Below are 12,678 nucleotides of genomic sequence, written 5' to 3'. Positions count from 1 at the left end.
ATTACTCCATATCAGCGCTTTGACGCTGTAACGAACGGTCATCAAAGTTGAGAGGAATAGAGCCGCTAGCCTTAGTGGCTGACGCTGGCTTGTCTTTGCTTGAGCTGCCGCTAGGCGCTGCAAAGATAGTGGTCGGTTTGTTGTTATCACTGCCGCTAACCGCGCGCCCAATGGCATCCAGTGAATGTTTGCTAAGTTCCACGGTTTGAGGCTTGCCGCTCTCTTTGAGGTCTTTCATTGCTGCCTGTGCTTGCAGCTCGCTAACTCGCTCATTGCGTTGAATGGATGATTGAGTCGCAACCGTCTTATTCGAGGTGTTTTCGGTGTCCACTTTCACCACGGATTGAGTGTCCGTTTTCTGGTTACTTAGCTCGGTATTGATGGATGATTCATGGCTGGCTGTGGTCACGCTGTTGGTTTGCGTGTTGTTTGCAGCCTTGGTTAGTGCGGCTACGGCCTCAGCCTCTTTACGGCGTTTGATCTCCGCATCGACGGCGGCCACTTGTTCAGCTTTCTTATCTGGCGAGTAAACTTGGCCAAGCTCGGGATGCTCGACCATACCGGACATATCCATGCCTGTTTCATTAGCCACTTGCACACGTTTGTCCTGGCTAATGTGTTTTTCTCTTTTTACAGCTAAGTAAGCTTCTTTGTAGCTAATGCCTTGCTCGCTGGCCTTATGCGATACCTCTTGAGAGGTCACTTGAATTGAGTTTTTTGCATCAAGCTCGCGCATGCTTCTCTCATCACCGGACGCTTGAGCCGTGTGGTAGGCTTCGGCGCTCTTGAGGTGTTCTTCTTTCTCTGGTTGAGCTTTCTCAGCCTTAGAATCCTTAGCCTCTTTGTCGTCCTCAACCTCACCGCCAAATAGCTTGTAAATGCTTTTGGCCATATCGCCAGAATCAAAGGTTAATGCTTCCTTAGCGCCATCCAAACCGAACGCCCCAAGCGCCGAACCAAGCAAACCAGCACCGCCACTGACTAGGCCACCCAAATCGAGCACGTTCGCCAATGCCATTGAGCTTTTCTGGCCAGTTGTCGCCTCTTGGCCATCTTTGAGGTTGAACGTCTCTTTCTGCTTGTCTTGGTCTGTAAATCCGCTAAACGCATCGTAGGCCATTAAGGCCGGAGCAAGGAAAGGGATCGCCTTGCCAGCAACAGAGCCGATTTTAGACATACCTTTAAAGGCAGCTCCCGCCATCGATACGCCCTTGCTGGCCACGTTTGAGGCTTTGCTGCCAATGCCTGACATAACCGATTTAACTCGGCCACGCTTACCGCCAACTTTACGACCATTGCGGCGTTCAAACATATCGCCAGCCAAGTCAAATAAACCACCTTGGCCATCGTTCCCCGCTGCTTTGGTTGCCGAAATCAGATCATCGAGCTTGTCTAGCACATCATCAAACTGGCGTTCACGATCAGCACTCGACTCATGGAGCACTTCAAGCATGTTTGCTCGGTAGCTCTGATCTTTGGTGCTCGTTAGCTCACTGGCCTTGCTTATCCGGCTAGAATCGCCCCTAGCAAGATTGACAGGATCGTTACCCCTAGCACCATCACGGTTAGGTCGATCACTAGGCGTAATTTGCGTTGAATGGCTTGTCTCGAACGAATCTTTTGTCGCTGATAGTTGTTCATGGCTAACTGTCTCTATGGCTGTGACGGCCTGACTGTCTGCCTCTGGCGCTTGTTTGCCTCGGGTAAAGAGTCGGCCTAGTTTCGATTCTTTTAGCTTGTCCTTGGTTGAGGTGGCTTTTTCAGTCACATCATCCAATGCTTCTTTAGCGTCTTGCCCCAAGTGATAAAGCTCTTTAGCGGAGTAGAAGAACGAACCACCAGCCGCAGCGCCAGCCGCATCGGTCGCGTCGTTTTCTTCCTGTAGGAACTCTTTCACGTTATTGATGGCCAGTTGCTTAAGGCTGGTGGCCACCTTGGCAAAAACGTTCTGGCTTTCCTTTTCCGTGTCGGTTTGCTTTTCAATTTGGCGCTCTAATGCGGTTTGCTGTGCGTTCTTGTAAGCCGATTGCTCTTGCTTACTCGCATAGCGACCATCGGAGCGTCGAAGCTTGCCGTTAGCGTCTTCCCAATAGCCCTCAAACTCTGCCAGTGCGTCAGAGACAGCCTTTTCTAACTTCTCTGGCACATCATCAAGGATTGAAGTATCCAAACGTTCAGAATTGAATTCTGGCGCTTCTACACTCACGACAACGGGCGCTTGTTTTACTTGCTCGCGCGCGTCCTCGCTTTTCAGCGTGTCAGCAATCGACTTTACGCCACTTACAGAGCTGCTTTGCTCGATCGCTTTGGCGTCCGGCTTAGCTTGTGTTTCTGCTGGCTGACTAGGCGCAAATGACAACTCAATTTCACCTGTACGCTTGGTCTTGGTTGCACTTGGTTTAGGTGTGCCGCTTGATTGTTGTGTTAATCCTTTTTGTGGATTAATGCTCGGAATGGTAGAGACGTTAAGAGAGGCATTGGAAACGCCCTTAGTTACCGCCTTTTCGATGCCCTTTGTATCCACTGCAAGGACGGCCTTTTGTTGGCTCGTTGGTAGAGTCTTGCCATCGAGTTTGCGACTAATCTCAGATAGCACGGTCAGCTCTTTGTCACTGGCTCGTTTCACTGCATCAACAACCAGTGAAAGATCAACCTCTGTTTGGTTTCTGTCCATTTTTCACCTTGTCTTGGAGCGCTTTATCTAGGCTTATGGCCATCGTTTGAGGTGTTTTGAATACCGCATCGATAGGCTGGCCACCGTAGATCGTTAAGTTCTCAATCAGTACGTTCCAACCAACGTAATCAAAACGTTGTAATGAAGTCGTTATGCCGAAAGGGTAAGAGCAACGTTCGAGTTGCTTCACCTCCTTGCTCGATAACTTTCTGACACTGCGGAATGGTGGCGACTAGGTAGTAACGCCCCTCGTCGTACTTGGTGAGCAATCCGTGACGCGCATTGCGTAGGCACTTTTCAACCTTGGCAAAGGCCACACGAAATTCCGTGTTGAGGTACATCGATTTCAATAGGTCGATTTTCCACACTAGGGCATCGTCTTGGTCTTTGGGTTGATCTTCGAACGTTAGGCAGTAGGCCAGCTCAGTGAGCGCCATGTGATTCGCTTGCTGCTTCCATTCAGCGCTGTCCGGTTCGTACTGGTCGCGCTCATTGCGAATGTTCTCAAGTTGCTCCGCTTCGTAACCGGTTAGTGGTTTCACGTTCGCTAGGTATGACTTGCCTTTCACGCTTAAGGTGATCTCTTGTTTTGGCAATCCATTGAGCGCTTTGGCCGATTCCATTAGCTCGCCCATATTGAGATCGAGATAGTGAGTTTTTTTGCAGTGCTCGCACTCATAGCTAAAGGGAATAGTGCCTAGCTCGCTGGTGGACATAAAAATCCACCACAATGCTGCGCGGCGATCTTCACCAGTCCATAGGCCGCTATCACTCATAGGGCGCTTACTGGTGTCTTGCATGTGGTTCAGATAGCGAGTTGTGTTGGCTTCCTCTTGGTACTCGTTGAGGTCGCAGAACAATAGAGCGTCTTCCACGGTTGGGACTCGAAACTCAATCACTTCTGAAATGTTACTTGGTAGTGGAAATGATGGAATGCGCATTACAGTACCTTGTTACCTACAGACATAAATTTTTGGAGAATGAGCGGGAATGACTGGATCTGGTTGCCGTTTTCGCGTGAAAACATCACGTTGCCAATCTTGGTAGGAAAGACTTGATAGCTCTTATAGAGTGACTTTTTGCCGTCCTCATTGAGCGTGAATATGTTGATTTTGAACACGTACTCTTTGGGGATGTTGAGTGTGCCGTCTTGGTTTCTGACTTTCTTGATTCGGCTTTCAAACCATTTAGAAACAGTCAGGTTTTGGTCATCACGAACCGTTAGCGTGATTTCGCCAACGCTGCTGTATGTAGGCAGCGCAATCGAGCCAGAACCGACTTGGAATGAATCCGCATCGATAGAGCCAGCACCAAAATCAATATCCTTTACGTAAATATCAAAGTCCGTTGGCGCGTCCGGCGAGTCGATTTCTACCGCCCATTGCCAGCCTTGCAGCCACGGCTTATTCATAAAGTTATTGGTCGCGCGTTTGGCGAGCTGCATGTATGGATTCATGGCCGCCTCGCTTAGAGCAACGATACTGGTGGAACAATGGCACGGTTCGCGCGCATTGAGTTTTCAATCTCGGCTTTACGTGCGGCTAAGTCAGGTTCGGCAGCAATATCGGTCACATCCAACTTGCCAGCTATGGCAATACGGCGTTGACGCTCTGCGTTCGGGATAGTGATCAGCAATTCCAGATAGTCGCCAAGCAAGCTAATGCACGGCGTTGGAAGCTGGAACGAATCAAACGGCTCATTGAGTACGTTTTGCATGTACATCAATGTCAGTGGGAATGTTTCTGCGCCTGTTAATTTCAGTTCAAGAACGTTGCCCCAAACCTCGCTACGCACATAACGGCCACGGTCATCTTTGACCACCAGCCTTGCAGCAAAGTCGGACGGTAATTCAAACTGATTGCTATCGGCTAAGTCGCTTTGTTGGATGCGGATTTTAGTGGTAAATCCGGCAATCTCTTGGTACTTGGCCAGCGCTTTACGCAGTAGGCTTAACAGCGCCTTTTCGTCGTCGTGGAGCAAGATAGGGAATCTCGCTTTCACGTCTTCGAGTAGTTCAATCGGTGTCATGGCCGCTCCGGTAGTGGCGGCGCATTTTGAGATAGGGGATAGGCTTGGTGAATCTTAACTCAAACCAATAGTGCTCGCGATTTAAACTTTGTTATTGTCGATGGACAACAAAGACCGAAACTCATTTTTGGACAGAAATGGTTTAGAGTATTTACTTAAATTAGCAAAGGACGAATAACTTCTGGTATGGAAACTCAGTGTCCAATCTAACAGGAGCAATTTAGTTAATAGAAATGCAGCTTCATCGCGACGCTCTATATGTATTGGCTAAACAAAGGTGCTGCCAGCTTCAATGCAATACCACACATGATGCATGAAATCGCAGAATCTAAAATTCGCCATGTTCTTGGCTTACTAAAAAGTGGGATCAACTTGTTAGCCAAATACACTAATCCATAAAACCAGCCCCCTGATGCGATCAGTGCCCCTATAACAAACAATAGTTTTTCATCAGGTTCCATTTGAGCAGTCACGCCCCCGAGTATCACCACCGTATCCAGATATACATGTGGATTTAAAAAAGTGATAGCCATCGCCATTAAAACGACTTTTAACCAACTCTGGGCAATGTCCGAATTTTCCAACTCTAGGTGACTTGAACCTTTCCAAGCTGATTTTGCAGATTGGTAGCCATACCAGAAAGCTTGGATTGGGCGATTGCGCAGCACGCTTCGACATTGAACCTGAAATCGCACGTGGTGCCGACTCAGTATCGTGATTTGTTGGACGATGCGTTGGCTCAAATTGGCTATCGTCTGCGTGTAGACACACTGGTGCACCCTGCTGAATTGACGCCGGGCGCGACCATGACGGTTCAGGCCTTGCTTGTGAACGAAGGGAACGCGCCACCGTATCAGCACCATTATCTGGCGTATCGATTGGTGAATGAGGACGAAGAAACCGCGTTTTTCAACGTCTCAACCGCAGATGTCATGCGTTGGCTGCCGGGTGAACACGCGACCTCCAGCAGTTTCACTTTGCCTGAAACGATCCCCACCGGCCATTACTACCTTGAGTTGGCTTTGGTCGATCGCCATGCTGAGGCAGAAGTGAATCTGGCCAATGAAGGGTTGCAGGCGTCGGGCTGGTATCGCTTATCTGACGTGACCATTCGTTAGGTCGACAGCCTTCGCCATGCTGTGGTGCGATAGACAGCAGCAAACGAAAAGCGAAAGTGACAGAAGAAAAGCGGGCAATGCCCGCTTTTTTGTACGTTGAGCGTTGAAACGACTTTCTTTGAAGACGCCTTTTTGGGGTTGGAAGACTAAGCCAGTGCTTGCGCCAGCAAGCTGACCGGGTGAATGGTTTCCAGCGCGGTGTTCTCTTCGATTTGCCATTTACAGGTTTCGCAGTCGGTGATCGCAAAATCTGCATCGGAGGCTTTGATCGAGTCAAACAGGTGCGAGCCGATTTTCATCGACACGTCATAGTTCTCTTCTTTAAAGCCATAGGTGCCCGCCAAACCGCAGCATTCGCTATCGAGGACAATCAGTTCTAGGCCCGGAATCATGCGCAGTAACTCAATGGTAAACATCACGTTGCCACTGCGTTCCAAGTGACAAGGCGTGTGATAAACCACTTTGAGGTTGACCGGTTTCATTTTCGGCGCATTGCCATTCATAAACTCTTTCAGCAGGAAGCGCGTGACGTATTCAATGTCGTTGGACACTTGGCTGTTGTCGACGCCGAGCACATGCGGGTATTCCTGTTGCAGCGTGAACGAGCAAGTTGAGGAGGTTGAAATCACTTTGGTGTGATATTCATTGACCGCAGTTTCCATGTTCTTCACGTTCAGCAATGCGTTTTTACGCGCTTTGTCATGAAAACCGTTGGCAATCAAAGGCACGCCGCAGCATTTCTCGTTGTTCAGCAAGCGCACGCCAATATTCATCGCATTCAACACCTTCACCAGATCTTTGCCCAATTGTGGGTGGTTGTAGTTGACGTAGCAGCCATGAAAGTAGGTGACTTGGCGCTGATACAGCGGCTGGCTGGTGCAATTTTGTTTAAACCAGCGACGGAACGTGCCGTGCGAGTATTTCGGCAACGCTTTGTGGTCATGCACGCCGATGGTTTTGTGCATGATTTTTTTCACCAATGGCATCGATGTGGCGAAGTTCACCACTGGTGCAAATGGCGTGGCCAGTGAGCCGAACAGGTCGGTGTGGCTCAGCACGTAGTCACGCATCAGTTTCGGATTGAGCGGTTTCTTGCCATGTTTACCCCGCGCGACGGCGATGATGTCGCCGATTTTCACCCCAGAAGGACACGCGGTTTCGCAGCGTTTGCAGTTGGTGCAGTATTTAAGCGCTTCGTCGTAATATTCCGGGTTTTTAATGCGCAGGCGCTCGCCATCCGGCCCGCACTGTTTCGGGCCTGGGTAATCTGGGTTGGCTTTTGCCACGGGGCAGTACACCGTGCAGACGGTGCATTTAATACATTGGTCAAAGCTGGTATTCAGAGGAGCAGCTTTTGAAAATGGCGCGTTCATGCGAGCACCTCCTGATCGAATGGGTTAGGGTGAGACGCTGACAATTGAGGTTCTAGGCATTGCATGATGGCGTGGTAGGCGGTGCCAATCGCGACGCCGCCACCGCACCCTTCAAACACGGGATCGTATCCCGACAACATGGAGCCGCAGCAGTACAAGTTTTTAATGGTGACGCCGCTGCGCTGTGGGTTCAATTGCGCGTTGGTTTCGACACCGAATGCCATAAAAGGGTGTGAACGGTCGGCAAAGAAGGCCGGATTGCGCCAATCAACGCGTGCTGGTTTATGCGTCACTTGCAAGCCAAAGATCGGTTCTTGGATGGCGTGTTGCTCGGCATGCAACCCTTGGCTGAAATAGCTGCCGGTTGCCATGATGTAGTTGTCGGCGCTGATGGCCATGTCGCGCAGGTTTTGCGTTTGCAGGCTAACCAGACGCTCGCCGTCAAACGTGCCGTTGACCACTTTGTCGCCTTTGAGGTGAATGCCACCCAGCAGCAGGAAGGTGCGACTGAGCGCCTCTTCAATGCGAATACCCAGCAGCGATGGTGGCATGGTCGGCACTTCGTGAAATTGCAGTTGCGTGGTGTCGCGTAGCTTCGTTAGCAGCGTTAGGCCATCGCCGTTGCCCATGATCGCGGGCATGATCACCAAGTCGTTGCGATTGGCTGCACGCATCAAACCATCGCATAGCGCGGTCCACGCGGCATCGTGTTTTAGCAAACGTGCAATGTCGATTGAGCGCAGCTCATTTGGGTTGCGGCGGTATCCGTCAAACCCCGGAATCGACAGGGTGACCGTGTGAATCGGCACACCTTGAAAATCGGGATGCTGGTGAAGGTTATCTTTCAGCATTTGTGGCTGAAAATCGCGATAGCCATCGATCGAAACCACCACAATACGCTCAAACGAAACTTCTTGGCGGTGTTGGTAAACAAATGGCTGCGATAGCCAAGTCGCTTTGAGTGTGCCAAGCGGCGTGATGCGCCCGTGATTGGCCAAATCATCTTGATGCGATAGCGGCACGTTCGCGGTGGCGAGCGTTTGACGAAACCATTCCAGCCCTTTTTGCAGCGTGCTACGACCCACCGTGTTGTACGGATGGGACGGCGCTTGTTGCTGTAATGCGTCGAGGGCATCAAACGGGTGGGTGACCGCGCTGCCATCTGGTAATTTCGCCAGCACATCAATGGAGCCGGAAGAGAAATGTAACGCGCTTTGACCCTGATTGATGAGCACGGTTTTTTTGCCAGCTTGCAGGCTGCGAATTGCAGCGGTATAACCCGCAATGCCCCCGCCGATCACGGCCACATCATAATGCATCATAATTCCGCCTCCTGTTTTTGTTGTTCTGCTTGAGGGTGTTCTGATTGAGCGGGCTGGGGCAGGTCGCTGGCACCGAGTAATCCTTCGTAAATCCAATAGCTGAATTCCGCTTCGCGCAGCGCATCACCCCAGAAAATGGGTTTGATGCCTTTCCAGCGCTCTTCTAGAAAATCGACCAACAATTCACTCGATTGACAGCCATCGACCTGACCATATTCGGAAAACAGGCTGGCCGCACGGTAGATGCACAGTTCGCCCTGACAAGGGCCCATGCCTAAGCGAGTGCGGCGGCGCAGATCGACCAAGTTGTTGACGTCGAGCTGTTTAATCGCGTATTCAATTTCGCCCGCAGTGACCATTTCACATTCACAAATAATCGCTTGGCTCTTGGCATCGTCAGACAAGAATTGCGTGGCGCGTTCACCATGGCGATAAATGGCGGATTCATACACCGGTTTGGCGATGCTGGCGGTTTTCTTGATGGCTTTTGGCGTTTCGTTTGACCCCGGCAGTGGGCGCGTGTGGGTTTCGCACGCCTGAGTGTTGCCCAGTTTCTTCGCCACTAAGTCGGTCGCCCATTCCGCCATTAAGCGGTAGGTCATCAGTTTGCCGCCGGTAATGGTGGTGAGGCCTTTGAGGCCGTCGCGCTCTTGGTGATCGAGCAAAACGATGCCGCGGCTGATATTCCGGCCACTGCCATCGTCATCTACCGAAACCAAAGGACGTACCCCCGCGTAGGCACGCAGTACGCGCGTATTGGCCATGATCGGCGCAAGTTTCGCGCCTTCTGCCAACAGCACATCCACGTCACGTTCGGTGACGTGCAAGTTGTCGATCTGGTCGTAATCAATGTGTTCGGACGTGGTGCCGATAAGTGAAATGGTGTCGCCGGGCACCAGAATGTCGGCATCGGAAGGTTTACGGCAACGGTTGATCACCAAGTTATTGATGCGGTAATCGAGGATCAACAGCGAGCCTTTGGCAGGGAACATCTTGATGTTGAGGTCGGCATATTCGCAGATATGTTGTCCCCAAATGCCCGCGGCGTTGATCACTTCTTTGGCAAAGATTTCAAACTGTTGGTTGGTGCCCAATTGCAAACAGCGTACACCGAGTATGGTATCGCCTTGGCGAATCAAACTGGTGACGATGGTGCGGTTGAACATGCGCGCGCCGTGCTCTTTGGCATCAAGGACGTTCGAGGCACATAAACGGAACGGATCCAGCGTGCCGTCGGGCACTTTCACCGCACCGATCAGCGCCGGGTTCACGTTCGGTTCGAGCGCGAGTGCTTCTTTTGGCGTTAAACGGGTCGCTTCGATACCGGCATTGCCGCAAGCCTGAATAAAGGTGTCTTGAAAGCTGAGTTCGTCTTCAGGCAGGGTAATGAATAGGCCGTCAGTCGCTTCCACACAATGGCGAGCGATGCGTTTGAGCGTTTGGTTTTCTTGAATGCATTCTTTGGCCGATTCTGCATCAGTGACGGCATAGCGCGCACCAGAGTGCAGCAAGCCGTGGTTACGACCCGTGGTGCCGGAGGCGATGTCATCTTTCTCTAACAGAATGCACGCGATGCCTCGCAATGCGCAGTCTCGCATGATGCCTGTGCCGGTCGCGCCGCCGCCAATGATGACAACGTCGGTTTCCATTCGTTGATAAGCCGTCATGACCTTTACCTTATGCAACTTTAATAAACTTACAACTAGTATGTTTTTTTTTATCATTTACGTTCGATATATTGCTCACAAAAGCGCGAACGAGCGTTAAATTGATAGTTTTGGTGATTGTTTCGTGTGGGTGTGGAGAAATTAACCAACAATGTTGCTGGTATTTAACAGGGTTAGGCACATATTTGTTACATGTAAATCGATGAAAACAGGAATAAATTCGCTAACGAGCTGGTCTGATGTGCAAGCGGAGTCAAGAACGTTGTTGGTAAATGAAAACGTATGATGCCTTGTTTAATAAGCAATTGCTCAGTTTATTAGGGTTTTCTTGATTAGAAAATGGCGCGATAAAAACTAACCCTACTGATGAAATGATCAAAATGATGCGCCAATTAACAAAAAAACGAGTTTGACATTAACAAACTTGTGCTCGAACGCTCATAAATTTCCTTGTTCGATTTTCGAGAGTGCTCTTCTGTGTCAGATTTGCCCACACAAAGTTTGTGTACATAACTATAAACAGGACTCTTACTTATGACTCGAACAAAACAACAGGCTTTGTTGCTTAATTCGATGAGAAGACATGGTAGCCCCATGTTGTTCAGTTCTTAAACAACATACTGAGTTTCAGGCATACCTAGCCCTGTAAGCTTGTTCAGCGCTTTGATCATAGCGTAAGTCTCACCAACTTGAGCGTTGTAGTCCCTCAGGCTTAATTTCCCACCTAACAACTGTTTTACCCGATACATTGCTGTCTCTGAGAGCGAGCGCTTATGATAACCATACCGCTTTTTCCATTTCTTGTTAGAGCCGTAGAGCTTCTGGCAACCCACTGCTAAGTTGCGAGGATGTCCTCGTTCCCAGAAGGCTGCCCCTTCTCGTGGCGGAATGAGCGGAACAGCTCGCTTGAGCCGTATGGCATCATGGCAATTCCTTGTGTCATAAGCACCATCGCCTGATATCTCAATGATTTTACGGCGTGTCTGCTTAAGCAAGTTGGGAAGTACTTCGGCATCGGTTACGTTAGATAAGCTCAGCTCTGCTGCGACTATTTCGTGGGTGCTAGTATCTACTGCGATATGCAGCTTACTCCAAACCCTACGCTTCCCGTCAGTACCATGCTTCTTGACCTTCCATTCGCCTTCGCCATAAACCTTGAGGCCAGTGGCATCAATGGCTAGGTGTTGTATCGCACCTCTGGTTTTAGTTTTAAATGAAACCTCAACTTCCTTAGCTCGACGGCTTATACAGGTGTAGTGGGGACAAACTAGCGGGATGTTAGCCAGCTTAAATACCGAGTCTAGAAATCCTTGCAGTGCTCTCAACGGCATAGAGAATATGCGTTTCACCATCAGTGCAGTAGTAATGGCTAAGTCGCTGAATTGGCGAGGTCTGCCGCGCTTGCCTTGTTTGTTTTGCTTCCACTCGGCTATCGCTTCCTCATCAATCCAAAAGGTCAGAGAGCCACGGTTTATTAAGGCTTTGTTGTACTGCGTCCAGTTAGTTGTTTTGTAACGAGGTTTAGGCATGAGGCTACGACGATTAATGGGTGTAGCCGATCAGATCGTAGCTTCTTGATTTAGTTCCATCGATTTAAGCAACAAAGCCGATATCAAAAGTCAATTTGAAGGTTTGGAACGTAGTGGATATCGAATCATAAAGTCGGGAAAATCAGTAAACATAGAAACACCATTACCTCAAATATCAATCGCAGAACAGAGTTTTGACTCAGTATTGGAAGAAATTAGTATCGCACTAAATAAAGCCCAGCAGTTGCATTCGTGGATGGTAAATCACCCTTCTGTGTGACGTTAAAGAAACGATGCTCAGGAAAACTTATATCTAGAGGCTTGCTGATGGGGCATGAAACACAGAAATGCCCCATTATTGGTTTCGTCTAACAAATTTGCGATTTCAATCAGTCGTAATTTACCCAAATATAACTCATGTGACGTTAATAATAGTTATGCGGTGAGAGTGAAATTTTAATTGGATTGGTAAGTCGCTTCTGGACAAAAATCAGTTTCAATTTCCTCTCATCTAGAAAAAGTTAATTTCTCGATTTACGAATGTATATTCAAGAAGGATGCATGTTTTCAAATTTTGTATGGGTACGGGGGAGAAGGAATCCAATATTCACTATTGCAATCTAGTACCCATTTTAAAAATTTATTTTGGTAATTTTCTGGTTTTATTTGCAGTAAAGGTTCTTGATTAAGTTTTGATAAGTAATATGAAATCCAGTAATCAGCAAGAGCTATGGGTTCAATAACTTCTTGAACCATCTGTATAAACTCTAAATCCGTCACTTTTGTGTCGATACAACCCGCTAAACCTTTACAAAGCCCATGAGCTATTGAGTTTCTAGCGATCCTCGCTTTATCAAAAATATCAAATAGCTCTGGCAACATATCTTTGGGGTAAGTGTTCACCAAGCCCCTATTGACAGAAAAAGTGTGACACTCAGCACTTGATCCATTCTTGGCTATTGAGTGA

At 49.0% G+C, this 12,678-nt stretch carries 10 protein-coding genes and 1 pseudogene; 1 reads left to right on the top strand and 10 read right to left on the bottom strand.

All coding sequences use genetic code 11. From position 1 onward, the window contains the following. Position 1: 1 nt before the first annotated feature. From R7O12_RS10550 to R7O12_RS10530, 5 genes are all read right to left on the bottom strand, one after another. Entirely contained in the window at positions 2-2,674 is a 2,673-nt protein-coding gene (locus tag R7O12_RS10550) for a hypothetical protein (RefSeq protein WP_169628948.1), read from the bottom strand. A gap of 128 nt (positions 2,675-2,802) precedes the next feature. Further along, positions 2,803-3,615 carry a hypothetical protein gene (locus R7O12_RS10545; RefSeq protein WP_158157470.1) on the bottom strand — a complete coding sequence of 271 codons (813 nt, stop codon included), beginning with the start codon at positions 3,613-3,615 and terminating at the stop codon, positions 2,803-2,805. Further along, a complete protein-coding gene (locus R7O12_RS10540) occupies positions 3,615-4,130 on the bottom strand; it encodes a hypothetical protein (RefSeq protein ID WP_054866402.1) in 516 nt (171 codons plus the stop codon). The genes R7O12_RS10545 and R7O12_RS10540 overlap by 1 nt, the downstream gene beginning before the upstream one ends. An 11-nt stretch (positions 4,131-4,141) precedes the next feature. Then, positions 4,142-4,702, bottom strand: coding sequence for a hypothetical protein (locus R7O12_RS10535; protein ID WP_042522733.1), 561 nt, complete (start codon positions 4,700-4,702; stop codon positions 4,142-4,144). Positions 4,703-4,956: 254 nt separating this feature from the next. Further along, a complete protein-coding gene (locus R7O12_RS10530) occupies positions 4,957-5,370 on the bottom strand; it encodes a LysE/ArgO family amino acid transporter (RefSeq protein WP_025594145.1) in 414 nt (137 codons plus the stop codon). On the opposite strand from R7O12_RS10530, the gene R7O12_RS10525 reads away from it, so the two are divergent. Further along, positions 5,347-5,820, top strand: coding sequence for a DUF4832 domain-containing protein (locus R7O12_RS10525; protein ID WP_025594143.1), 474 nt, complete (start codon positions 5,347-5,349; stop codon positions 5,818-5,820). The genes R7O12_RS10530 and R7O12_RS10525 overlap by 24 nt on opposite strands. 146 nt (positions 5,821-5,966) lie before the next feature. On the opposite strand, the gene glpC is transcribed toward R7O12_RS10525, so the two are convergent. The 5 genes and pseudogenes from glpC to R7O12_RS10500 form a co-directional block, all read right to left on the bottom strand. After that, a complete protein-coding gene (glpC, locus tag R7O12_RS10520) occupies positions 5,967-7,193 on the bottom strand; it encodes an anaerobic glycerol-3-phosphate dehydrogenase subunit GlpC (protein WP_004726856.1) in 1,227 nt (408 codons plus the stop codon). Further along, positions 7,190-8,515 carry a glycerol-3-phosphate dehydrogenase subunit GlpB gene (gene glpB / locus R7O12_RS10515; protein WP_014257458.1) on the bottom strand — a complete coding sequence of 442 codons (1,326 nt, stop codon included), beginning with the start codon at positions 8,513-8,515 and terminating at the stop codon, positions 7,190-7,192. The genes glpC and glpB overlap by 4 nt, the downstream gene beginning before the upstream one ends. Further along, positions 8,512-10,182, bottom strand: a complete 1,671-nt coding sequence (gene glpA, locus R7O12_RS10510; RefSeq protein WP_025594253.1) for an anaerobic glycerol-3-phosphate dehydrogenase subunit A — start codon at positions 10,180-10,182, stop codon at positions 8,512-8,514. The genes glpB and glpA overlap by 4 nt, the downstream gene beginning before the upstream one ends. A gap of 608 nt (positions 10,183-10,790) precedes the next feature. After that, positions 10,791-11,711 carry an IS5 family transposase gene (locus R7O12_RS10505; protein WP_025594252.1) on the bottom strand — a complete coding sequence of 307 codons (921 nt, stop codon included), beginning with the start codon at positions 11,709-11,711 and terminating at the stop codon, positions 10,791-10,793. Between the two features lie 567 nt (positions 11,712-12,278). Then, a pseudogene (locus R7O12_RS10500) lies at positions 12,279-12,678 on the bottom strand (hypothetical protein); the annotation flags it as partial.

The sequence above is a fragment of the Vibrio sp. Vb1574 genome (genome assembly GCF_033338675.1).
This window is presented reverse-complemented; position numbering and strand designations above follow the sequence as displayed.